This window comes from Ruegeria sp. CDSB013 (assembly GCF_059611165.1).
On sequence record NZ_JBXWPA010000012.1, the window covers coordinates 1 to 22848 of the forward strand.

Annotated in this window: 20 protein-coding genes; 10 read left to right on the forward strand and 10 right to left on the reverse strand. The window is 52.7% G+C overall.

The window, feature by feature from the left end; genetic code table 11:
• Positions 1 to 104: 104 nt before the first annotated feature.
• Positions 105 to 695 carry a YceI family protein gene (locus AC2FJF_RS18365; protein ID WP_496726648.1) on the reverse strand — a complete coding sequence of 197 codons (591 nt, stop codon included), beginning with the start codon at positions 693 to 695 and terminating at the stop codon, positions 105 to 107.
• A 124-nt stretch (positions 696 to 819) separates the two neighbouring features.
• On the opposite strand from AC2FJF_RS18365, the gene AC2FJF_RS18370 reads away from it, so the two are divergent.
• Complete coding sequence (locus tag AC2FJF_RS18370) at positions 820 to 1401, forward strand: TetR/AcrR family transcriptional regulator (RefSeq protein WP_496726649.1); 582 nt, start codon at positions 820 to 822, stop codon at positions 1399 to 1401.
• Between the two features lie 520 nt (positions 1402 to 1921).
• Here the strand turns inward: AC2FJF_RS18370 and AC2FJF_RS18375 are convergent.
• Entirely contained in the window at positions 1922 to 2794 is an 873-nt protein-coding gene (locus AC2FJF_RS18375; protein ID WP_010443188.1) for a bile acid:sodium symporter family protein, read from the reverse strand.
• Between the two features lie 194 nt (positions 2795 to 2988).
• On the opposite strand from AC2FJF_RS18375, the gene AC2FJF_RS18380 reads away from it, so the two are divergent.
• The 4 genes from AC2FJF_RS18380 to AC2FJF_RS18395 all read left to right on the forward strand — a co-directional run bounded on the left by AC2FJF_RS18380 (position 2989) and on the right by AC2FJF_RS18395 (position 6268).
• Complete coding sequence (locus tag AC2FJF_RS18380) at positions 2989 to 3999, forward strand: AraC family transcriptional regulator (RefSeq protein WP_170686482.1); 1011 nt, start codon at positions 2989 to 2991, stop codon at positions 3997 to 3999.
• A 161-nt stretch (positions 4000 to 4160) separates the two neighbouring features.
• Complete coding sequence (locus AC2FJF_RS18385) at positions 4161 to 5027, forward strand: cysteine hydrolase family protein (RefSeq protein ID WP_058282012.1); 867 nt, start codon at positions 4161 to 4163, stop codon at positions 5025 to 5027.
• A gap of 48 nt (positions 5028 to 5075) precedes the next feature.
• Complete coding sequence (locus tag AC2FJF_RS18390; RefSeq protein WP_496726650.1) at positions 5076 to 5561, forward strand: YHS domain-containing (seleno)protein; 486 nt, start codon at positions 5076 to 5078, stop codon at positions 5559 to 5561.
• Positions 5562 to 5698: 137 nt separating this feature from the next.
• A complete protein-coding gene (locus AC2FJF_RS18395; RefSeq protein ID WP_496669818.1) occupies positions 5699 to 6268 on the forward strand; it encodes a carboxymuconolactone decarboxylase family protein in 570 nt (189 codons plus the stop codon).
• 19 nt (positions 6269 to 6287) lie between these two features.
• On the opposite strand, the gene AC2FJF_RS18400 is transcribed toward AC2FJF_RS18395, so the two are convergent.
• Positions 6288 to 7253 carry a LysR family transcriptional regulator gene (locus AC2FJF_RS18400; protein ID WP_246097326.1) on the reverse strand — a complete coding sequence of 322 codons (966 nt, stop codon included), beginning with the start codon at positions 7251 to 7253 and terminating at the stop codon, positions 6288 to 6290.
• Positions 7254 to 7335: 82 nt separating this feature from the next.
• Here AC2FJF_RS18400 and AC2FJF_RS18405 point away from each other — a divergent pair, with 82 nt between their 5' ends.
• The 4 genes from AC2FJF_RS18405 (at position 7336) to AC2FJF_RS18420 (ending at position 13746) form a co-directional block, all read left to right on the forward strand.
• A complete protein-coding gene (locus AC2FJF_RS18405) occupies positions 7336 to 7962 on the forward strand; it encodes a pyridoxamine 5'-phosphate oxidase family protein (protein WP_281995598.1) in 627 nt (208 codons plus the stop codon).
• A 60-nt stretch (positions 7963 to 8022) separates the two neighbouring features.
• The gene (locus AC2FJF_RS18410; protein WP_281995597.1) at positions 8023 to 9003 is read left to right on the forward strand and encodes an alpha/beta fold hydrolase; all 981 of its coding nucleotides are present in this window, start codon (positions 8023 to 8025) and stop codon (positions 9001 to 9003) included.
• Positions 9004 to 9021: 18 nt separating this feature from the next.
• Complete coding sequence (locus AC2FJF_RS18415) at positions 9022 to 9969, forward strand: PhzF family phenazine biosynthesis protein (RefSeq protein ID WP_496699576.1); 948 nt, start codon at positions 9022 to 9024, stop codon at positions 9967 to 9969.
• A 408-nt stretch (positions 9970 to 10377) separates the two neighbouring features.
• On the forward strand, positions 10378 to 13746 hold the full coding sequence (locus AC2FJF_RS18420) for a DEAD/DEAH box helicase family protein (RefSeq protein WP_496726651.1): 3369 nt from the start codon (positions 10378 to 10380) through the stop codon (positions 13744 to 13746).
• Here AC2FJF_RS18420 and AC2FJF_RS18425 read toward each other — a convergent pair.
• The 4 genes from AC2FJF_RS18425 to AC2FJF_RS18440 are packed head-to-tail and all read right to left on the reverse strand — an operon-like array spanning position 13743 to position 19107.
• On the reverse strand, positions 13743 to 15572 hold the full coding sequence (locus tag AC2FJF_RS18425; protein WP_496705834.1) for a TniQ family protein: 1830 nt from the start codon (positions 15570 to 15572) through the stop codon (positions 13743 to 13745). The two genes, AC2FJF_RS18420 and AC2FJF_RS18425, sit on opposite strands and share 4 nt — an antisense overlap.
• A complete protein-coding gene (locus AC2FJF_RS18430) occupies positions 15544 to 16524 on the reverse strand; it encodes a TniB family NTP-binding protein (RefSeq protein ID WP_496726652.1) in 981 nt (326 codons plus the stop codon). Before AC2FJF_RS18430 ends, AC2FJF_RS18425 begins: the two co-directional genes overlap by 29 nt.
• Positions 16505 to 18457, reverse strand: coding sequence for a transposase family protein (locus AC2FJF_RS18435; protein WP_496705836.1), 1953 nt, complete (start codon positions 18455 to 18457; stop codon positions 16505 to 16507). Before AC2FJF_RS18435 ends, AC2FJF_RS18430 begins: the two co-directional genes overlap by 20 nt.
• Positions 18454 to 19107: a hypothetical protein gene (locus AC2FJF_RS18440; protein WP_496726653.1), complete on the reverse strand. Its 654-nt coding sequence runs from the start codon at positions 19105 to 19107 to the stop codon at positions 18454 to 18456. The genes AC2FJF_RS18435 and AC2FJF_RS18440 overlap by 4 nt, the downstream gene beginning before the upstream one ends.
• A 124-nt stretch (positions 19108 to 19231) precedes the next feature.
• Here AC2FJF_RS18440 and AC2FJF_RS18445 point away from each other — a divergent pair, with 124 nt between their 5' ends.
• Positions 19232 to 20053: a hypothetical protein gene (locus AC2FJF_RS18445; protein ID WP_170746949.1), complete on the forward strand. Its 822-nt coding sequence runs from the start codon at positions 19232 to 19234 to the stop codon at positions 20051 to 20053.
• Positions 20054 to 20410: 357 nt separating this feature from the next.
• Here AC2FJF_RS18445 and AC2FJF_RS18450 read toward each other — a convergent pair whose 3' ends face one another.
• The 3 genes from AC2FJF_RS18450 to AC2FJF_RS18460 form a co-directional block, all read right to left on the reverse strand.
• Positions 20411 to 20791: a hypothetical protein gene (locus AC2FJF_RS18450; RefSeq protein WP_170337130.1), complete on the reverse strand. Its 381-nt coding sequence runs from the start codon at positions 20789 to 20791 to the stop codon at positions 20411 to 20413.
• A 114-nt stretch (positions 20792 to 20905) separates the two neighbouring features.
• Entirely contained in the window at positions 20906 to 22084 is a 1179-nt protein-coding gene (locus AC2FJF_RS18455) for a carbohydrate porin (protein ID WP_170337128.1), read from the reverse strand.
• Complete coding sequence (locus AC2FJF_RS18460) at positions 22081 to 22845, reverse strand: DUF3299 domain-containing protein (RefSeq protein WP_010442447.1); 765 nt, start codon at positions 22843 to 22845, stop codon at positions 22081 to 22083. The genes AC2FJF_RS18455 and AC2FJF_RS18460 overlap by 4 nt, the downstream gene beginning before the upstream one ends.
• Between the last annotated feature and the right edge of the window lie 3 nt (positions 22846 to 22848).

The window sequence follows — 22848 nt, forward strand, 5'->3', positions numbered from 1 at the left end:
CGTTACAGCAACCGCCAATGTTCTCAGGAACACATTCATCGCGTTGACCATCCGCCAAAATTTAAGAATAAGTGCTCAGCGCGGTATCGGTGCCCCTGCACGCATCATTCAGCTTTTAACGCTTCGATATTGATCAAGAGCTCTATCTCGTCGCTCACCGCAGGTGCAAAGGCCCCAAGTCCGAATTCAGACCGCACGATAGTCGCCGTGGCAGCCAGCCCCAAGGTCGGCGTGCCCTCTTTTGGGCCAAACGGGTATGGCGCTGACTTGTTAAGCGTTGTTTCCAGAACAACAGGCTTGGTGACGCCGTTCATGGTCAAGTCGCCAGAAATATCCGCGGAATTGTCCCCGGTCACTTCAATGCTGGTTGAGGCAAATGTGACCACGTCACCGTCGCTCGCGCTGAAAAAGTCATCGGACATGAAGTGTTGCAAACGGGCATCCCAGCCCGTGATCATGGATTTTACAGGCATAGACACTGTGACAGACGACGCAGACGGATCATCTTCGTTGAACTCTATCTCGCCGCTAAAACCTGAGAACATTCCAAATGTTTCTGAGAACCCGATGTGGTCGTAGCTGAACAATACCTGGCTGTGTCCAGGATCCAGCTCGTAGGTGCCACTCTCGGACAATGCGGTTGTCGCACCCATCGATAAGAGTACCGCCAGCGGGGTTGCTGCCACTTTGAACATTGATACGCTCCCATTTTGACAAGACTTGTTTGCGGAATTGAGTATTGAGCTTTAGTTTTTAGCTGATCACACTTATAGAACAAAATGTTCTATAGCGCAACAAAGTGTTCTACAGGAGGGGCGATTGAAAGAAGATCCTAGGCTGATCGCCACACGACAGACTGCGATTGATGCGGCGCAAAGGATACTGAGGGATGAGGGCGTGTTGCACGTAACTCATGGCGCAGTTTCGAAGGCAACTGGCATTTCGCGCAGTACACTTTACAGGCACTGGCCAGATGCGCGCAGTCTGCGTGATGCAGCGTTCAGGCGCATCGCAACACCGCCGAACATACCACCCAAAACCGATGGCCCGCTGCGATCTGACCTGCGCTGGTTACTCGGCGTACTGATGGGAGCCTTGAATGACACACCATGGGGCCAAATCGCGCCTCAGGTGGTCGCTGCTGCGTCCACCGACGAAGAAGCGCGGTTGGTGATCACTGAATTCATGAAAGACAGGTTCGCAAGTGTTGAAGCAGTATTTGCAGCCGCAATAGACCGCGGTGAGATCGCCACGAATGTTCCGGTTGAACAGCTTATAGAACTAGCAGTCGCGGCACCTTATTTCCGCAAGCTCATACGTCACGAAGCACTGGACGAGGATTGGTTGGATCGACATGTTGATCTGCTTTGCAGTATCGCGAAAACCAATTCGGGACAGTGACCATCGCCTGACTTTGCAATCAAAGCGACCTGCAACAGGCGCGAGATTTCGGCAGAGCAGCAGATTAGATCAAAAGCATATCCAGCTAGTTCCCAATAGCGGTTGCTCCAAAAGGTCTCGGCAAAGACTCGCAATGATCGTTCTTCGAATTTTGCAAAGTCCGCGTTCTGCGCATTTCTGTAATTCGGGCAACGCGCGGCATCGGCCAAAGTGGGCTCGATGCGGCCATTCTCCGCGGCTTGCATGTTTGGCAGGTCCAGCCCAATCCGGACACTTAATCCAAGACTTTGCAATTCCGACTTGCGGACAAAACTGACCTTGGCGTCTACACCTTCGCTGACGCAGGATCCACCGCACTGGCAGCAACAGCTCTTCCCTTCAACAGGGAAAATCGCCAAAGCGGCCGTTCCACAACGGGCTTTGGAGCTCCTTGATCGCTCTTTGACCAGACGGCGCTCTGGCATGGAAACAAAGGGGCTTGGCTCAGCGCATAACCAAAGCTAGCGAATAGGCGTCAGGATCATGAAATTGGGCTTCTTCGCGCAAGCAGGGCGAAGACAGGCAACATTGTTACGATCCAGACCACGCTATAAATTGCGGATGGTATGGCATATTCGCTTAACCCATTGGTGTTAGGCAACAGCAAAGTGGCAATTGCGATTCCCAAAGCTCCGTTTTGAACGCCGGTCTCAATTGAAATCGTCTTCGCCTCGATGTCTGTGCATCCGAGCATCCCTGAACTCATGATGCCAATAAACGTGAGTGACGCACCTACAACAAAAAGTGCGGGTCCAAGCCTAAGGTAGTTATCCGCGACCACCACCCAGTTTGAAATGATAGCGCCTCCGATGACCATCGCAAAAAGTAGCATAGAGACCTTGCTAAAGATTGGTTCGACCGCAGCTACAATTCGCGGCGCCAAGGATCGCGCGATCACCCCGGCTAGGATCGGTGAAGCTGTTAAAAAAAACATTGCTAAAGCCGTCGAAGAAATGTCGATAGCGGGCGCAGTTGCCCCCATGAACATCTGCATCGAAAACCCCAGGATGAGCGGTACGGTAACGACACAAGTCAGACTGAAGACTGCTGTAAGAGTAACGGACAAAGCGACATCCCAATTCGAAAGCTTGGTCACGATGTTACTGATCGCCCCGCCCGGACAGGCCGCTAAAATCATGATGCCAACGGCTGCCTCAGCGGAAATCCCAAAGATAAAAGTCACCATCAAAGCGATGCAAGGCAGCAAAATGATCTGGTTGAGAGCGCCGACGCAAAAGGCCCGTGGACGTCGTCCGATACGTTGAAAGTCAGCCGCTGTGAGTCCGAGGCCAAGGCAGAACATGATGACAACAACTGCGAGCGGCAGCAGCACAGATATGAAAATTTCGCCCATCTACCATGACCTCTATGGCTGCATGCTTCCGCACGCTTTCGGACGATACCGTTCAGAAAACCTGATGACGAGTGTTATCAGTTTGGCGCATTTATCCTCAAGCGCCCGAAGATCGAGGCTGTCTCTATTTATTATACCTATCACAGGGTTGGACGATCTGGCGTGAAAGAGCTTTCCAGTGCTAATCTCACTGTATGGCAAGTGTAACTTACGCATTCGCCCGCGCGATGGCCAACGCCGCCGGGATGACGCTAAACGACGATGGCGCCCTGATTTCGAATGGCGCTGTCGTGCTGCGTCTACCAGAAGCTCAAGACGGCCAATTGGCGGATGATGCGTATTTCGATCTGATCGATTGGATTCGTGCGCAACAAGCGGACGAGGCCGCGTTGGTTGAGGCCTATGCGAACGCGATTGCAACCGATGATCTCGGCGTCCTTGGCCTAGCCGTAAAGACAGCTCCGACCTTGCGGCAATCTTTGCAACGGATCGAGCGTTATTTTCGTCTCGTAACGGACACCGCAGTTTACAGACTTGATGAAACCGGCGATCCGGTCCTTTGGATTTTTGAGGGACAAACATCACATCGCGCTGCCTTGGAGCTGCGCAACGAATGCGCGCTTGCGGCCTTTGCGAGGAACATGCATCGGTTTGTGGGTGATGGGTTGTCGCTTGCATATGTCACGTTTCAGCATCCATGCAGACAAGAACCAGAGCGTTACGCCGAATATTTCGGGTGCCCGGTTCGATTTGGGAGCGCCCACAACGCCATTGCTATGCGCCCTGCTATGCTGGAAAGCGAAAATCGTCTTGGCGATCCGGGCTTGTCAGATTTCATGACGAAGCACCTGGATGAGGAGTTCAACTCTCGCGATGACGACACCTCACTGAGCCAAGCAATTGTCCACCGGCTTACACCGGCCTTGAGTAACGGCGCGCCGCAAGCAGCGCATGTCGCACAAGAGATGGGAATGAGCGAGCGCACGCTTTACCGCAGGTTGGCCGAAGAAGGGCTGACCTATCGCGACGTTCTTGGTCAGGCACAAGTTGCACTTGCTCGTGACCTGCTCCGTGACGGTAAGGCTTCCATAGCCGAGATCGCCTTTATGACCGGGTTTTCGGAACAGAGCACGTTCAGCCGCGCCTTCAAGCGCTGGGTTGGCCAGGCTCCGGCACGATTCAGGCAGCAAGCGACCTCCGACTAGGCACACACCTCAAGACCACATGGCAGGTTCGGCCAAAAACTTGGCAGGGCGGGCCGATACCTCAATCGATGTGGTGCATAACTTCTTCTTTGTCAGATCCACCTGGGGCGCTGCCGAGTAAAGCAAACCCATTTGCCCCTCTCAGACAAAGGAAATTTGCAATGAGCAATCATGACCACAAACATGGAGCAAGCTGCGCTTGCGACGTCACGCCCGAACGCGTTGATATGGCGCGCCGGCGACTCTTGCAACAAGCCGCCGGTGCGGCCGCGGCAGGTACAACAATAGTGGCTGGCGGGCAGGCCCTTGCCGCGACCGACGAAGCACGCGCCTACTATGCTGACCCGGAAAATCCAGGCCTTCCCCAAATCGACATGACCATCGAGCCGGGGCGTACTGCGCTTGTGGTGACCGACCCCCAGATTGATTTTTTGTCAGAGGACGGTGTGACGTGGGGCGTCGTTGGCGAAAGCGTGACCGAACAGGGCACGGTCGACAATATCGAACGGCTTTTCATTGCCGCCAAGGCTGCGGGGATGCCGGTCTTCATCTCGCCCCACTATTACTACCCACATGACCACAAATGGGAGTTCGAGGGCACTCTGGAAGCGACGATGCACAGCATCGGCATGTTTGACCGCCTGGGACCGCTCAATTTGGACAACTTCGAGGGCTCAGGTGCCGACTGGATGCCGCAATACAAGAAGTACATCGAGGATGGCGAAACCATCATTTGCTCGCCACACAAGGTTTACAGCCCTGCTCAGAATGACCTGAACCTGCAATTGCGTAAACGCAAGATCGACAAGGTGATCCTCGCGGGGATGTCGGCGAACCTGTGTACGCAGGCGCATCTCTACGAGCTGCTGGAGCTGGGCTACGAGGTCGCTGTCGTTCGCGATGCCACAGCCGGGGCCAAGGTGCCTGAAGGTGACGGGTATCTCGCCGCCATCATCAACTTCCGCATGGTCGCCAACGGCGTCTGGTGGACCGACGACGCGGTTGAGCGCATTGGCCAATCGGCCTGACCCAAATCGATCTTCAAATTTGATCCTAGCATCCTGAAAGGACATATCATGACACGCATCTTTACATTTCCAGCGCTTACAACAGCGTTGACTCTCGCCCTGGCGGCGGCGGCATTGGCTGACGATGAATACAACGTTTCGAACAGTCTTACCTTGACTGGGCAGCCCCTCGGCATGCATGGCGTCGATCCTGTATCGATGTTTGAAGCCGAAATACCCGAAATGGGCAACGCCACTTTTACATCGGCCCATGATGGAGTGGACTACTATTTTGCGTCGCAGGCAGCGAAAGCCACATTCGAGGCGGATCCGACGGCACATCTGCCTCAATTCGGCGGGTTCTGCGCCTTTGGTGTCTATGTAGGCAAGAAGCTTGATGGCGATGTTCGGTATGCCGATATCGTGGACGACAAGCTCTATCTCTTTGTGAATGAGGAAATCTTCAAGAAGTACCTTGGGGACAAAGAGACCGTGATCCAAGGCGCCCATGCCAAGTGGGCAGACATCCACCACACGCCTGTCGGCAGCCTTTGATCGAGGAATTTGGTGGCTTTTGCCGGTCGGAGCCACCGCTGCCTCTCCCCTCCCCAAAAGGCCGGCATTTCTCCAAGACGCCCTGTCCGCAATGACAATTTGCGTGCGTCGAAAACTCTTCCCAAAGGAAACCAGACATGACTGATTTTGAGACCTATACAATCGCCTCAGCCCCTGATGCCGCGAAACCAATTCTGGAAGCATCGCTGAAAGGATATGGTTTTGTGCCCAACCTTTATGCGGCCATGGCCGAAGCGCCCGCAATTTTGGAAGGCTATACGACACTTTCCAACATCTTTGGAAAGACCAGCCTGTCAGAGACTGAGCGCCAGATCATCCTTATGACTAACAACCGGTTGAACGGGTGCAAGTACTGCATGGCCGCCCATACCACTCTTTCACAGATGGCCGGTGTCCCCGAAGACGTGATCGCAGCGTTACGCGATGGCAGCCCTATCGCCGACCCCAAATTGGAAGCACTGCGCAAATTCGCCATCGTGATCAACGAAAGCCGAGGCTGGCCCAGCGACGCACAGGTCGAAGCGTTTCTGACGGCTGGTTACACACGCCGATCTATGCTGGAAGTCATCCTCGGCACAGCGTTGAAAACCCTGTCGAACTATACGAACCATGTGGCGGAAACCGCGTTGGATGATGCCTTTGTGCCAAATGCATGGATCGCCTCGGTCGCGGCAGTGGCTGAATAGCGCGACGCCCGCCCATTTGTTAATCTTGCTTTTGGACCTGTGTTTGATTCCCGACAAGAAGGGGATCTGATTTTAGACGTCCGACAGCAAAGTCAACAAAGGTGCGCACCTTCGCAGACACGGTTCGTCCCTCTTGATGCACAAGATGGATGGGGACTTCGGGTGGTTCATACGACTTTAGAACAGTCTTGAGCCGCCCATCTGCAATGTAGGGTGCGACTTGATAGGACAGAAGCCGCCCGACACCATGACCTTGCAAGGCCAACTCGATCACAGCGTCATTTGTGTTCATGCTGATGCGTGGGCTCATGCGTTTGGTGACAGTCTTTCTGCCCCGTTGAAAATGCCATTGGGCCGATGCATTCAAGGCAGTTGAATTAATGATTGCATGGCAGGATAAATCATCGGGCGTATCTGGTTCGCCATATTGGTCAAGATATTTACGGGAAGCAAACGCGACCTGCCTCACCGTACCACACCTGACAGCCATCAAACTGGAATCAGCGAGGTTGCCAATTCTGATCCCGACGTCGAGACCCTCATCAATCAGATTGACCACTCGGTCCACATAGAGCGTGCGCGCTGAGAGCTTTGGATACAGATCCAGAAATTCGCCCAAAATTGGAGTGACGAACATACGGCCAAACAGGACAGATGCAGTAACACTAATTTCCCCGGTCGGTTCGGCATAGGAACCGACAGCGGCGCGCTCGGCCTCTTCAAGGTCAGCCAGAATACGTCTGGCATCCTCAAAAAACCTTTGCCCGCTATCAGTCAGCATCACTGAGCGCGTTGTGCGTACAAAAAGACGTAGCCCGAGGCTGTCCTCAAGCATAGAAACCATTCGGGTCACTGTCGGTGGTGACATGTTGAGGTCGCGGGCCGCAGCAGCGAAACCTTTTAGTTCGGCGACCTTCACAAAGACTTTTAACGCGTGAAATCTGTCCAAGATATTATTCCATATTTTTGAATAATATATTGCCAAGTATCCAAATTCCGCAACTTGAAAGCTCCAATTAACTTCACCTCAGTCCCAGGGCATCGCCCAGGCCGAGATGGAGAATTCAATGGCACGACCCTTTGCAGAGATCAGCTTCACGCCCTCCGTTCGCGAAACGCAGGCCAAAAACGGGTCAGCTAACGGCTACGCGAAGTTTCTGGACGGCACGCGTCAGGAGGACTCAATCAGCCCGGTCGAGGCCAGGTTCATCGGGCAAAGAGACGGCTTCTATCAGGCAACAGTCTCGGAAACCGGCTGGCCCTATGTACAATTTCGCGGTGGACCAGCGGGTTTTCTGAAAGTGTTGGATGAACGGACACTTGCCTACGCCGATTTCCTCGGCAACCGGCAATATCTCAGCACTGGGAATCTGCTGGGCAATGACCGAATCTCGCTGATCCTGATGGATTATCCCAATCAGCGACGCCTCAAGATCTGGGGTCGGGCGAAACTCATTGATGCCAATGCCGATCCGGCGCTGATGCAACGCCTGAGTGAGCCGGGCTATCGCGCTCATCCTGAGCGGGCGATTGTGATCAAGCTTGAGGCGATGGACTGGAACTGCCCGCAGCACATCCCCCAACGCCTGACCCTTGAAGAATTTGAAGATTACCTCGTCCCGCTTCGCACTGAGCTGGAAGCACTGAAAGCTCGAAACGCAAGGCTCGAAGAGGCACTGGGTCAGCAAAACTGACCGATATCAAGCCCCGCGCGTTCAAGAACGCACGCCGTAACCTGAAGAAAGGAAACATCCATGTCGCGCAATCTGAAATCCGTCCTGAGCGCCAGCATTCTCGCACTTTCCATTGCTGCGCCATTTACACCGGCGCCAGCAATCGCCGCAGAGACTGGAATTGAAGCTACGCAGGCTGTCAGCTTCCGCACGGAAGAAATCGGCGACATCGCTATCGCCTATCGTGAAGCAGGAGATCCAAACAGACCTACTGTCCTGCTGCTTCACGGCTTTCCGACCTCATCACATATGTTCCGCAACCTTATCCCTGAACTGGCCAAGCACTACCACGTGATCGCACCCGATTTTCCCGGATTTGGAGCGTCGGAGATGCCAAAGGCCGAAGGCTTCGAGTATTCCTTCGCGAACATCTCCGAAATGATGACATCGCTGCTCGACCGGAAGGGAGTCGAACAGTACTCGGTCTATTTGATGGACTATGGTGCCCCGGTTGGTTTCCGAATGTTTGCGGAACAGCCCGAGCGGGTAACCGGCTTCATCATTCAAAACGGGAATGCTTACGAGGAAGGGCTGCGCGAGTTCTGGGATCCAATCAAAGCCTATTGGGCCGAGCCATCGCAAGAGAACGGCGACCAGCTTCGTGGATTCCTCACTCTGGATGCAACCAAATGGCAGTTCACCCACGGCGTTAAAAAACCGGAACTGATCAGTCCCGACAATTATTGGCATGTCCAATACCTGCTCGACCGCGAAGGTAATCAAGAGGTGCAACTTGAACTCTTCCTAGACTACGGCACCAATGTTGCCGAGTACCCAAAATGGCAAGCGCTGTTTCGGAAGCATCAACCCCCGGCGCTACTGATGTGGGGTAAGAATGATCACATCTTTCCGGTCGAAGGCGCCTATCCCTATGAACGCGATCTGAATGATCTCGAGTTTCATCTGCTCGATACGGGTCACTTCGCGCTGGAAGAATATGGGCCCGAGATTGCGGCGCAAATGACCGCCTTTCTGAACCGCATCACCGCCGCCAGCAACTGACGTAAAACTGGCCGCACCATGCTCAAAGGTGCGGCCGACGCATGGAGAAAACCAATGAATACGCAAGCAAATACTGTCAGACAGGTAACGGTTGAAATCGTACACGGCTTTGTCGACGGTGGCGCCGGTGGAAATCCCGCAGGCGTCGTCCTGGATGCTGATGAATTGGGCGAACAGGATATGCAAACCGTCGCGGCAAGGGTTGGATTGTCCGAAACGGCCTTTGTGTCGCAGTCCAAGACAGAGGGCTTCAAACTGGATTTCTTCACACCGAACAGGCGCATCGCTCATTGCGGTCATGCAACAATTGCCGCCTTCTCTCACCTTGACGCGCTGGGCCGGATTCCCAATCCCAACACCTCGAAGGAGACAGTTGATGGGCCAAGGCGCATACTAATGAAAGAGGGTGCCGCCTATATGGAACAGCTGGCCCCAAAATACGCGATACCAGAGGACTGGGTGGAAAAAGGTGTAAGCATCGACGATGTACTGAACTCCCTTGGGATCAACAGACATCATCTTGATCAGGAAATACCACCGGTTTTAGTCAATACCGGTAACAGTTTCATTGTCATCGGCCTCGCTGATGCCGATGGTCTTGCCAATGTGAAACCAGATTTTGCCAAAATCACGCAAATCAGCGAACGACTGGATTTGATCGGCTACTACGTCTTCACAAGAGACCCATCGGCGACCGACCGAGACGCTACAACCCGCATGTTTGCGCCCCGATACGCGATTGAGGAAGAAGCCGCGACGGGGATGGCTGCGGGGCCCTTAGCATGTGTATTGCACGACTTTGTCGTATCATCTCAACGATCATTTCAAATCGAACAAGGGGTGTTTATGAACCCGGCGAGTCCGAGCCTGATAAAAGTCGATCTGGAAATCGACAATGGAACAATCTCTGGCCTCTTGGCAGGTGGTTTCGGCAAGGTCATGTGCTCGCGTCGAATTAGTTTCTAGCGTTGCGCTCGCGGCGAATGGCTGGCTTGGCGGGCCGCACCGCAGCAACGACGCCCATCGGGCCACGTCCGAATTGGGCCGTCCGCTGAATTTTGCAAAGTCCGGATTCCTGCGCATCGCTGACCTTACGGCACGGACAAGCACTTTGTGTTCTCGGCTCAACGCTACAACTGATCTAGATTTCACGACTGACCGTTGTTCGGGTGCAGCAGGTGGTTGGCTGACGAGAGCGAAAACGCTGCATAATCGCGACTTATGTTAAATCTCGAAATCCCGGCTTTCTGCCACAAAACCGGTGCGAATTTCCGACAGTTTCAGGAAAACGAATGTTTCTTCCGGTGACGTCTTGAAGGACGATGCCCGCAGTATCACTATTAGACTAAGTGTCCTTAAACCAAGACTTGTTCATTGTTTTCACTCCCTGATTGGCTGCGTTCCAAGCCAAAGCAGCTCACCGAAGCAAATCAAAAGCCCGCAAGCGAGCTTGATGCCGAACCGGTTGCGAAGGTCGGCACCAATATCGACCGGCCGGTCATCAATCTTTATCGACCCCACATCACCTCCGGGGATTGTCTGATTGTCACCGGGTATCAGGACTTCTTGTCTTCGCTGTCGATTTTGATGAAGGAATTGCCCGAGCTGAGGGATCTGGAAAACGACAGCGATATCCGGATCCGGATATCGTTCGGGATCGACACGGCTAATACCAAAAGACTGACAAACCCCAAACCAGTCACCCAAGAAATGAAACTCTACTGGCTGGAGCGCTCCGGGCTTCAAGTGGAAGAGAATCACGATCTCATCGCAGTGCTGGCAAAACACGCCATCAAAACCGGGAAAATTGATCTGCGTGTCTTCGATCCGGAGCTCGCCAAACGCAAGTTGGGTATATCTGGGGATCGGCGGCTACACTCAAAAATCGTCAGTTCCCCAAAAGGTGCCGTCGCCGGGTCCGCAAACTTTTCCTACTCAGGGCTATACAGAAACATCGAGTATGCCGATGACCTGGATGCGGGCACGCATGAACTTCAGGTCGAACGCACAGAAGCCGCCGAGCAGGCTTGGGATGTGTCTGTCGATTGGAATACCGAGGCGCTGGAGATACTCGAAAAGCTTATCAAACCGGTGACCGCTGAAGACGCGATGGCGCGAACAATTTCGGAGCAAAAGGGGTTTGAACCCTGGCTCACTGGCGCCCGAAAAGAGATCACGAGCCATACGCTGTTTGGGTATCAACAGGAGCTGACCTATGAGGCGTGTTCCATCGTCTATGACCATGGCATCGCCTTCGTAGAAGCGCCAACCGGTTCAGGAAAGACAGAGATCGGCTGTCACCTGGCCGAAGCATTGTCAGAAACATTCTCAGAAGTCGTGCCCCGCTCCCCCGTCCATGGCGTTGCGCGAAAAAATGCGGCTGTAATTGCCCCGCCCAAAGTTATTCCCAGTTGGCGCAAGTATTCGACAAACTCGCTCCAACCTGTCGCGAATAGCAAACTTGCCAAACAACACCTCCGCGGCGCTGGCGATGAAGAAAAATCTGGGCTCAGGCTCGATCAATTTGGCATTCTGATAATCGATGAAAGCCACACGGTTACACCAGGCTTTGAACAAGCATCTCAAATGGCTTCAGCCATCGAACTTGCCCCACCAAGCTGGAATGTCTGTCTGTCGGCAACGCTGCTCGGGAACCGGGATGTCGACTGGTTGACCCATATGCAGGAGAAGCGGGCGTCCATTTTCATGACCCCAACCTTCATTCAGGCCATGGGTGAGTTGTTCGAGCGCGAAACCCACGTTCCCAAAGATATCTTCAACCAGGATGCACAACTGGCCGTTTTGTCAGAACCCGACACGACGCTCACGCGAGAGGCTCGCACCGAACTCGCGCAACTTGTTTCTCCGTTTTTGACACGCAGACAAAGGCGATGCATTGGCGAGGACGAAGATCCCAAGAAGCACAGTTACCCGAAACTTGAAAACCACGGGCGCCCAAAGAAACTTAAGGTGACAAAGCCTCAGCAAACACGCCTGGATGAGATTGTGGCACTCTGTAAAGAACTTGCGCCTGGCGGTAGGGTGACCGCTGTCGAGAAAAGCCGGTTCGGGCATGTCAGCACGCAACAAAGCACCCAGGACCAACTCTACATCCGCAACCTTTTGAACATTCTGCGCGTGAGCGCCGCCCAGGCCCATTGGGAGATGTCTCATGGAGCTATTGGCAAATCGCTTCGCGACTTCGAGCGTGGTGGGAAATCGAAGAAAAAGGTGCCCCACCGCGACCAGTCCGACATGTTCGAAGCATTGGGAATAGAAGCGCCTGAACCCACAAAGAAATGCGACGCGCTAAACCAAAAACTGGGTCTCAGTGTTCTCAAGGAGCTTGATGAGAAGCGGTATGAGGCATGCCTGAGAATACAAAATGAAAAAGACAGAGTCGTCTTTCTCGCAGAACGGACGGACACACTAGAGATTTTTGCAGAAGCACTGTCGCGCATAGGCCACCACACCAACTATGTCGTGGGAAACCAAACCAAGGGTGAAGATCGCGCCGTGAAGGCGATCTTTGGAGGTGGCCCCGACAGCTTCAAGCGTATCACACAGGGCAAGTCCGTTGAGTCTTACTTCCGACCTGGAGGAAAGAACGAACCAAAAGGATCTGCCTCGGTTTTTCTGACTTACAAAATGGCTGAAGGTATCAACCTTCAGTCGTCAGACACGCTGGTGTTGCTTGGCCTGACCTCGAACCTGAAAGAGCTCATCCAAGGTCTTGGTAGGATCGACAGGATCGATAGTGAGTTCGGGGTCGTCAATTACCACCTTATTGACGTGCCAGTAGGTCAGTTTGCATCTGACGAAAAAATCGCCCAGCGCATAGAGAACTATAGAACTTTGGCTGGGGAAGAGCTGATCGACGCCGTCTTAGAAGAAAGCACCGAAGACGCAGAACTGATCCTCGATAGTGTTGTTGAATATCTGCGATCCCCACGGCGGCTTCGCGACAATAACTTTCACGACGTGCTGGAACGCACCAAGCAAACAATCCCCGAAGACCGCTACAAACTCATCGACAAGGCCAAAATCCAGGGCACCTGGGGCGCCGAGTTGGCGCTCCTATCGGCCCGTGAGAAATTCACGGCGCTACATCTCAAAGGGCTTAGCAAGAGCAATAGCTTCTTTCCGCCTCGCCTGCTGCTTCTTAAGGATACTGCGCCAGGCCTTATATTGGAACGCGACCAGCTAGCCTGTGTCCAATCGCTGGAGACTGCATACGAACGGACCAGAAGCCTTGGCATGGAGCACGCCCACATGTCTCTGAAAGATCTCTCTGAAGCGCTAGAGACGATTTCAGAGCAGATCGGCAAGCTGACCGAGTGGGACTTGCGCCCGGCGCGCGTTGAGAGCCTCATGAAAGCCTGCGCCGAGTTCATGGGACGCAAAGGTGGTGTCGAACTCAGTGATCAAGAATGGTTTGGCCATCTTTCACTACCGGCCGTGGAAATGGTGTGCGAAGCGTGGAGCCGTGAGCTTGATCCCTTCTGGGAACAAGCGAAACACGAAGTGCGTGACAGCTTCGCCTATGAGGGTCTTCCCAAGGGGTACATCGCGCTTCAGGTTATCTTGGAAAAGCTCGAAAGTGATCATCAGGCGTCCGTTGAGATCCATGAAAAGATGGTCCGGGTCATCGAAGAAGCTGATCAGGTTTCACGCGGCCACGAACCCGCAATTGGACAGCGCATTTCAGTGGTGTTCTTTTCGGATGGCGCAGGCGAGCACTAGGCAGCCTCAGACAGCAGCGAAGCCAGATCACTCAGTTTTACCAAGTGTCCTCGCGTCGTCTTACCTTCCATTTGCGCACCATGGGTCTCAATCCCTTTGCTCTCAAAATCAGACAGGAGTTTTCGGGACGTAGTTCCTCTTGACCTAGCCAGTGTACCTACCGGCAAGTACTCGCTTTGAAAGATCGCAAGCTGCTGCGGTCTGACCAAGAAAGACTCGCTTGGGCCATGCGGAACTTTGCGTGATCCGAGCAGGCCCAGCTTGCACCAATGTGTCACCGCCTGAGCCTTCCAACCCGTCAACTTTGCGACATCATTTGCGGTCCAGTCTTTTGACAACCGCTGCGTCCCAAGTTCGCGGTCGATGTCGGAAACTGAAAAATGAAACTCACCAAGTCGCATGTTTTCTTCCGCAACAACAGGTTTGATAACGCCTGTGGAGATTTTCTGAAGAACATGCATCAAAGCAGCTCGATCAGTTGTCCGCCTCAGGTTGAGCTGATTGAACGGAATAGTTTCTCCCGCTTGAACTTTAGTGCAGTTTCGAATGTTTGTTGTGAGCTCTTTTAGGCTTTCACCGTCAATGCAGCCATCAACAAGTGGAGGACGGTATTCAGCAGCAACCTCGTGGATCAATTCTGACGCGCGAAGCAGATCAAATTGCTTTCTTGTAACACCAAGGTAGTCTCTGGCCTGCAACCCATCCCAATACCGCTTCCTATCCAGATAGATGTTCGAAATTTCGAAGCGTGGAATCATCGTATGCCGGTGCCCATACCCGCTACGGGCTTGCTTTCCGGCAATTTGACCTGACTGAACCTCAGCCACCAAGCGCTGTGCAGAAATTCCCAGTTCCTTGGCCGCTTGTTTAGCCGAGACCCATTCCCGAGCTTGCAACGGCGTTAGCTTTCCCAGGTAGGTTCCCTTGAACTCGGTTGAAGCAGCACGCGACACTGCATCTCTGAAAGGCTGGTACGCATCATCTTCGAACTTCATAAGTCTTTGATACCAGCTTCCGAGCATGGACGGCACAGAGTTGGATTCTGAATTTCCTGCCAGTATCAACCCTCGAACGTGTTCTTCGAACCCATTTGGCCAATGGTCAAATACAGTTGCCAACGGCTCAATCAGTTCCAACGAATCTGCAACGCTTTTGGGTGTTTGTGTTTTCCCAGACTTGCCCGTGCGGTTCTGAGCGAAACCACTCGCTAGGAAATTAATAAAAGCGCCAATGTCTTTTGGGACCTGACGCCCTCCTGCAAGGTCAAGAAACCGCTTGCCAACCGTTGAATCTCCCGCAATCAAGGCGGAGATGATCACTTCGTGGTCCTTTGCTGCCACCCGTGGGAAATTGGAGTAGCTAAAGCCACATCTGCATTTATCAAAGCCGCCGGACGTCGGACGCAATGTGGTTTTGCAGACAGGGCAAACATCTTGAAGACGCGTTTTGTGATGGTGACAGGCTGTCACCAAGTAATGACGCCAAGTTTGTTGAAAGGGTAAGCCATCGGCAAGACATGAAGGGCAAATCGGATCGCTATGATGCCGCTCGAAACGCCAGTTTAAGCTGGGTGACTCAGGTTTGGCAGAAGGGGAGATAGTAACCAACAAACCTTTCTCTAAGCCCATCTCTTGCTCAAAGTGCTCGATGTTCTCGACTAGAATTCGCCCATACTTCCGCCGGAACCGTGTCAAAAATTCAGAGACATCTCTGTATCCATTTACATGGGCTAGACGACGCAAGTATCCGATAAGGCTCTCGCCTTTCAATGGTGGTACTGCAAACAAACCCGGCACCTCATACACCTCGCATAATCGCAAGCTCATGCGACGTCATAGGCTCTACTTCGAGACCAGCATCTGCCATGACTCTGATGTATGACCTGATCAGCTCAGTATCCGATGGTGGTTCTTCTTGAAAAAACGACTGATACGGATCTCGCTCCAGGCCTGAATCCGTCGCTGCCCTGGCAATCGTTTTGGTGCTGTATTGTGAATTTTGGGCACCCAATGCCAGGGGCGCGCGCAGCACTTCCAACGCCACTGGCACACGTCCGCCGGAAACACCGTACAATCGCCGTACCATATCGTCTTGGTCAAACTCCAAAAGGATGCCGGACTCCTCAAGACAATAGAAGGCAGCAAAGATTGCATCGCAGAACGCGATACGATCAGCCTCAACGCTCCACCAATAGGGGTTCATTCGAATGGTGTTCAAACAGCGTCCCGCAAACTGCTCGTTGCTGTCCATAACCGCTTCGAACATTGGCAACCCAGCTAAAATCAGAGCGACTGAGGTTTCATCAACAATAGTCTTGAAGTGATCAGCGGCTTGTCGACGCGAGTGCCTAGTCAGAGTTTCGGCGCAATGGTTCACTTCGTCGATAATGATTGTTTGAATGCCGTGCTCAGCTACGAGCCGAAAGAGACGTTCTCGAATTTGGGCAGGTCGCTCTCGTTCTACGAAGTCAAAGCCCATGCTTCGCAAGCAGGAACCGTAATAATCCCGCTCGGAAGGCCGTGGCGCAAGTCGGCCCAGAATGACATCTGAAGATACCAGAATAGCACTTGGGCCGTGGCGGTCATTTTCAACTTGTGCCTTCAAGTCCTTTGTCAGTTCTGTCTTTCCACATCTCGTCGGCCCCAAGATTGGTATGATCCGTCCACCCTCGGTTGCTGCAATATTCAAAAGACGTTTTATCTCCGAGACAGCCCATTCGTGGCGGCTATGTCGGATGAATGCACCTTGCAGAGCTCTACTAGTTGTTTGGTCCAGCATCTTTTCTTTCGACCCTTGGCAAGTTCTTTGATCTCGTAACTGCGAGCTTGTTGTGACCAACCTCTGACCGTATTTGGTCAATTAGTTGTGGTTCTTTCAAACTTCTGTTCTGCATATCAGCGGCCCGCAACTTGTCGATTTCCGCAGAGCGGTTCCTTTGCAGTTTAGTTTTTTTGCCCTGCTTATACGTCCTGCGCGCTTGGATATCTTTGTGGATCTCCAAAGCCGTTTTGATTGGTCCGTTGTGTTTCGCCTTGGGTGACCGGCATTCTCTTAGCTCACGATAAGAAAGTGCTGCCAAGTCTTTTGCTTTGTTGGACGCGCGCACCAACTCGCCTGTATGCGGATCCACGACCAAAATTTCCCTAGCATCAAGTGGAGCATAGCGTATTTCAACACGCTGGCGCGGGCCTAGTCGTCGGTACAGCCTTGCCAAGTCTTCAGAGTTGTATTGCATACTCTCGAATTCGATACCGTAGTGCCACAGAGTTCGAGATTCGGATTGGATCATCAGCGCTGCGTGATGCTCGTCCAAAGACGGGGGTTCTGGCACTATGTGTTCATCTGCCAATCTGTCCCAAGCGGCGCTAGGTGTTTCACCCCGTTTAAAGATGTCTTGGACTTTTCTCCTCGGAGTTCTTCCATATTCGTCGTAGCGCCAGCGTTGCATTATTGAATTGAACACTCTTAGCGTCAGACGGGCTTCATCCATTGCTTTTTTGGTTCGATCCCGGTCGGGATATGCCTTTGACTTAGTCGCACCCGGAAGCTGGCTGACTTTGCTTCGAACTGCCCCGAACAAGTTTTCGATAAACGGCTTTTCCTGGGGTTTTCGAGGTTGCGCCCAATGGCCATGGACACCAGCAACTTCGATAAAAGCATCGATGGGTTCGCCCACGTTCTCTGAACCCTGATCCATTACAACCACTTTCGGCAGTGCGGCGATTTTTTTCCTGTTTACAATTTCGTGCTGTTCGAAAAAGTCTTCCTCTGGGTAGCTAATCATCTCCTTTAGAGCTTTGGCCACATGTTCTGATGATGGATCTGGTAGGAAGACCTGAAATGCGACAATCCAACTAGTAGCACAGTCAATCGCTGCACAAATCCACGGCCGACCTATTACCTCCCCGCTATCATCAACCAGCATTATGTCAGCTTTTGTGCAGTCCAATTCTATTTGATCGTAAGGTGCTGTTATATCATAGTATTTTTGGGCAATTCGCATGTGTTGGCGCGCCTCGTTACTGCCCAGTTGCCACTTTAGAACGTCAAAATGAGGGATTGTGTGCACAATCGCTTCGACTGCCTTGCGTCCGCAGCACCCAGGTTTTATGCCATTCTCATGGCAAACCAACTGGTATTGATTATAAGCGTCGCTAGACAGACTTGTTAGATTTTGTCTGTCCGACGACGTATATTGCATTTCCAATAGATCGAGCACTATCTCGTGGAAAACGCTGTCAAACCTTGGCATACGATTTCCTGAATTGCTGTGCTTGGGCAAAAGCGCTTCCGGCCCGCCGCGCCGATACAATTTGACCCAATTCTGAACAGTCGATTGCCTCGGAAAACGGTTACCCTTGATTTTGCAGGTGGGTTCTTCGGCGAACTCGCGTTGAAGTATCGGTATGCGTTTTGCCCAATGAACGCCTTCCTCCCCAAGCTTTAGTGCATTTTCCACAATGCGTAGTCTGAGCTGAGCTTCACGTGCATCTTTAGCGGTTACATTACGAGGACGTTTGTCGAAGCCTTCTTCCTTCACTAGCCCATCGTGCACATGGTCTCGATATTCTTGTCCAGATATCTCAAAAGGATCAACTTGGGAGTTCGATATCTGATATGCATCCCGCCCAGCTATCGCTCCATCGACAGCATAGGTTTCTCCCCTATATTTGATGGTTCTCTGGTGCCGCCTTTTGACAATCTGCTTCAAAATTCGATTACCTCCAGATGTCTTCGGTCGCGGTTCGCAGTATTCAGGTTCGTGGATGGCCCAAGAGCTTCACATGAAAAATCGAACACCAGATAGCCATCAAGAATAAGGCGAAGAATCTTCGCTTGGGGGATGCCAATGTTCTCTCTTAGTTCTTTGAACGTCACACGTTGCTGTTTGAGACACGCTATTTTGCTTGCAAGTTTAGGGGCGGTCTCTTCGGCTTGTCCTTGCAATAGCAGCCAAGCATTTCGATCAATCGGCCCCTGCAATAAGGACTCAGTTACAATGACAAGCGAGAGTCCGACTTCGGCAAGAAGTGAAGGATAGTCCAGGTACTCAGGTTTCTTATCTATGTGAGCGCTGTGCTTGGCGTCCAAGTAGAACAAACGGCCGTCGACAAGTGTGACTTCTAGGTCTGGTGTATAAAGCTTAGGCCTGTACCGACGCCCTTCATAAGCCTCTAGCGCCGCTTCTTTGTTTGCAAATGCTCTTCCGGTTCCCATGTCGATTGTGCAAGGCTGTGGCTTAAGCGAGACCACACGAGGGTCGACCTGCATGCAACGAACCAGTGCTGCTTCCATTTGGCTTTCGAGCTGAATGACGCCTGGGAACTTGACGCCAGACATTTTGCCAGCGCGTTTTTTCATTCCGCGCTTGTGAACGCGTCGGGCCGTCGGGGGTGCGTGTCGATCTATCCTCATACGGGCTCTATACATGCATCCATTCGCATTGGCAATGGTCTCGATGCGAATAAAATGATTGCGACCGATGATGACTGAAGACGAATTTCAAGATTTGGCCAAAACTGAAAACTGGATTGCCCTCGGAGCGTGGCTGAATCGCGTTGTCCAAGACAGCCAAGCCTGCGGGTACGCGTTTCCGGACGATGCACTCCAAAGCGTTGCCGCTATTAGAGGCACAAAGCCTGCAAGCCTTCGCAATCCGATGTCCGCGGCGAAATGGTTAGAACAGAACCGACCCGATCTTTTTGAATCAAAGCCCGACTGGCTGGCCATGATGCAAGTTATTTTGCTTTCAAGGATAGATCGGTATGACCCTAGGAAATCCAAAGAGATAGCTGATGCCGTTCTTTCAGGGGAGTTATCTCAGGCGGAAACTAAGTCTATTCTTGATGAAGTTCGATTGGCGGAGAAGCCTGCGGTCGTGATTGCTAGAGGTGGTTTTGGCGGCCAGCGAAGAGCCCGAGACTTCGAAGTAAACGCAAAAATGCTTTTCAAACAGAACACTAGTGACATCTTCAATGTGGAAAATTTGACTGTTCGAGAAGGCAGAACGTTCGAGCCTCTTGCCACAGACTTAATCGTATACAAAGGCTCGGAGCCTTTTGCGGCGATTGAGATCAAAGGCCCGAGGAATAGAATTGATCCTGGCTACTTGATTGACCAACTGGCAAGAGCAGCACTTCTTTTGAGAAAGGTTCCTCAAGTACTATACGTTGTTCCTGAGCAATCTGAGTACAAACTGGGTGAACTTGTAGCGATACGAGACAAACTCGAAATCGAAGGAATTAAATTTGGGACATTGCCGGAGAAAAGTCGGCTCGCACCAAAAGATCTAAAAGTTCTGGGATGATGCACTCTCTAATGTTGGGTGTTATGCCGTGCGCGAAGGTCTGCAATGCGCAGAAAGCAGACTTTGCAAAGTCCGGTTGACCACATTGTCCACCAAAGGCGACAGTTCTGCTTCGCGACTGGGCTATACATAGCCCTCAAAGCGTATTGTTTGCGGGACTTCAGTTGCACCGTTTTCCTGAGCGAGTAGGGCGCGTGCTGACGAAAAGGTAGCAAGCGCAAAAAGAACAAGAAGGGCCTTTATCATCGTAGCGCCTCGGATCCGGGTTTTGAACTTGGGCCGGGGTTCACAAATGATCGCCCCGGCCAGCGTCAGGGCAAACGAGGTAGTTCTTGCCCTGAAACATCGTACTTTCGCCTAATTTAGAAGATCACCGACGATGCCGACGGCATCGACCACGGTAGACAGGTCATTCGTAACTTCGAGGACTTCGTCATCGACCAGAATGTAGCGGTTTCCTTTGCCCGGCTCCCCAAGCTTCCATTTGGAAAGGTCCCCAATATCCTCGAACTCCAGGTCAGATGGGAGCTTGGCACCGCGCGTGTAGCGCTTGATCTGTCCAGGTGGTACAGCTTTTGGGCCTTTGCCGGGTTTGTCTTCTATCTGAATGCTGACATCACCGTTCTTGCCCCCCTTGTTCGGCTTTTTACCCTTGTTGTCTTTGGCATGGGCATCGCTGCCTCCAAGGATGAAAAACACAACTGCTAAGGCTGCAAGAATTCCGTATGCAATCTTCATAGATTGTTCCTTTGCTTCCCAACTTCATTCGACCGGCGTTGAAAATTCCGGCACGCGCTTGATCTCTCTTAGTTGCCCTTTGGCACACCCCTTAGTGACTGCCTTCACCCCGCATTAGAAAACGATCCGGGTTCTTAGACCGAACAGGGTAATCCGGTCCTGATCGGGATTTAGAAGCGGGTCGGAAATGAATTGTACCGATGGCGTGATCTGCAGTCCGGGTGAGATTGAAAAGCGGTAGAAAGCTTCAAGCGTGAACTGATCGCCATCTATGCCTCTTGCTTCGGCCCAGTTTAGGCCCAGACCGGCCAAATCGGTGTTGCGACCATAGTAACCGAGACCGGCAGAAATCGACCGTTCATAAAGCGCTGCGGTTCCCTTCGAGGCCCCTGCACGGAAGAACGGCATCCATTTATTGTCAACAAACCATGCGGCGGAAAACGCTGCGCCGTAATCTTCTGCTCGACTGCCATCGTCAGCCGCATCCGCATGCCAGAGGGTCAGATGGATATTGTCGAAGTAGATGCGATCAAAGCCGGACGTGTACCCAAGTTCGAGCGACTTGAAGAGATTGCCGTCGCTAAACACATCAAAGTTTGGATCGGACGGGTCGGCGTTTGCGTCTGATACGCTGGCAACGGCGTAGAGGTTCTCGCTCAGCTTTACCCCACCGGCAATACCAAGGCCTTGGTTGGGCGTGTTGATTGTCGGGTTGGTATTGAAAGACAGGTTTTGAAAACCACTGTAGGGGCTTACCAACCCGTAGATATCCACAAAGTCCGTTACATCAATCTGGCCGACTTGCAGCGCCCACGACCCATTCTCAGCCCTTTGGGTCCAGAACAAATTGGTCAGAAGCAAACCGTTGTCATTGAAGGCTGTTCCCGTGATTGAAAGGGCTCCGCCATCCAGCCCGAGAAATTGCGGAGCAACGTCAGTATAACTGTGCCTGTCTTCGATCTTGAATGTCAGAGACCCCCGTTCAGTTGCCTGCCAACTGCCGTAGAACCGCGCAATTCCGCTGGCTGCTTCGCCGGTTCCCAGATCAGCATCCGTGGTTTGGCCCAATGCCAGGTAGTCAATGTTGAACCGAAAACCACCCTCAGCCAGTCGGTCTTTCCACTGAAACCAACCCGGTGCGATGTTGCGTGGAAAATCGGAACGATATTGCGGATCGGTGAGCCCGTCTCCGGGCGCAAGATCGGCTTCGACTGAAGATGGCCCGGATAGTCCCTGAGCCGACGCTGCGCCAGCAAATGCAATGCTCAATGCGGCAACCAGAAGTCTTATCATTTTGACGCCTGTGCCCCACCGGTCTTGCGATTTCCTGCCGCGCGGATGCGATCAGCAGCACGCTGCTTCCATTCCAACCTGTCTGCCTCGGTTTCCAGAGTTTCGACACGTTCCGCCTCTAGCTGGAAAGTCGCATTCATAGGCATGAGGCCATCCACAACCATCATATTATGAACGGAAGGATCGATAGTCAGCGTGCCTGTCAGCCGAACGGGTTCGTGGAAATAGCTAGGCGCCCAGTCCCCGTTCAACCGCACACGGATCATCTGGTTAGGCGGAGGTGGAGGCATGTGGCTGCACATCCCTCTTTCTGGCACCAAATACGCCACAGGCCGGCCGTCCGGATCGCTTGGAGCAGGAATGGCAAAGCCCGCGAGTGTGATTGTTCTGCCGTCGAATTGCGGGTTTCCGCTCGTTCCAGCCTTTCTTCGACGTTCAGTCACAACCTCGCGCTGATCGAGTAACCAGTCGACGTCAATTCCGTCTGACACCAAGGCGTCTTCGGTCTCTGCTAAAAGCAATTGCCATTTCTGCCGTTCTTCGGCGCTGCCAACCTCCTGCTGCAACCTGCCGCGTATACGCACAACGAAAAGAACATCGTCGAACTGTTCGGGGCTGAGTTCACGATAGGGGTCATCAAAGACCTGCGCGGACGGGTCAGGCAGGTCAGACCAGTCCAACGCGGTTCCTGGCGTCGCCATGACAGGATGACCACACCAGACCAACCCTGCGAATACTAAGGAGCGGAACCAATGGTGCATAAA

Excerpts from the sequence above, each read along its gene's own strand:
- AC2FJF_RS18450 (WP_170337130.1), bottom strand. The coding sequence starts at position 20,791 with ATGAAGATTGCATACGGAATTCTTGCAGCCTTAGCAGTTGTGTTTTTC.
- AC2FJF_RS18410 (WP_281995597.1), top strand. The coding sequence starts at position 8,023 with ATGTCGCGCAATCTGAAATCCGTCCTGAGCGCCAGCATTCTCGCACTT.
- AC2FJF_RS18405 (WP_281995598.1), top strand. The coding sequence starts at position 7,336 with ATGGCACGACCCTTTGCAGAGATCAGCTTCACGCCCTCCGTTCGCGAA.
- AC2FJF_RS18395 (WP_496669818.1), top strand. The coding sequence starts at position 5,699 with ATGACTGATTTTGAGACCTATACAATCGCCTCAGCCCCTGATGCCGCG.
- AC2FJF_RS18425 (WP_496705834.1), bottom strand. The coding sequence starts at position 15,572 with ATGAGCTTGCGATTATGCGAGGTGTATGAGGTGCCGGGTTTGTTTGCA.
- AC2FJF_RS18390 (WP_496726650.1), top strand. The coding sequence starts at position 5,076 with ATGACACGCATCTTTACATTTCCAGCGCTTACAACAGCGTTGACTCTC.
- AC2FJF_RS18385 (WP_058282012.1), top strand. The coding sequence starts at position 4,161 with ATGAGCAATCATGACCACAAACATGGAGCAAGCTGCGCTTGCGACGTC.
- AC2FJF_RS18415 (WP_496699576.1), top strand. The coding sequence starts at position 9,022 with ATGCTCAAAGGTGCGGCCGACGCATGGAGAAAACCAATGAATACGCAA.
- AC2FJF_RS18445 (WP_170746949.1), top strand. The coding sequence starts at position 19,232 with ATGACTGAAGACGAATTTCAAGATTTGGCCAAAACTGAAAACTGGATT.
- AC2FJF_RS18460 (WP_010442447.1), bottom strand. The coding sequence starts at position 22,845 with ATGCACCATTGGTTCCGCTCCTTAGTATTCGCAGGGTTGGTCTGGTGT.
- AC2FJF_RS18455 (WP_170337128.1), bottom strand. The coding sequence starts at position 22,084 with ATGATAAGACTTCTGGTTGCCGCATTGAGCATTGCATTTGCTGGCGCA.
- AC2FJF_RS18430 (WP_496726652.1), bottom strand. The coding sequence starts at position 16,524 with ATGCTGGACCAAACAACTAGTAGAGCTCTGCAAGGTGCATTCATCCGA.
- AC2FJF_RS18375 (WP_010443188.1), bottom strand. The coding sequence starts at position 2,794 with ATGGGCGAAATTTTCATATCTGTGCTGCTGCCGCTCGCAGTTGTTGTC.
- AC2FJF_RS18380 (WP_170686482.1), top strand. The coding sequence starts at position 2,989 with ATGGCAAGTGTAACTTACGCATTCGCCCGCGCGATGGCCAACGCCGCC.
- AC2FJF_RS18440 (WP_496726653.1), bottom strand. The coding sequence starts at position 19,107 with ATGAAAAAACGCGCTGGCAAAATGTCTGGCGTCAAGTTCCCAGGCGTC.
- AC2FJF_RS18365 (WP_496726648.1), bottom strand. The coding sequence starts at position 695 with ATGTTCAAAGTGGCAGCAACCCCGCTGGCGGTACTCTTATCGATGGGT.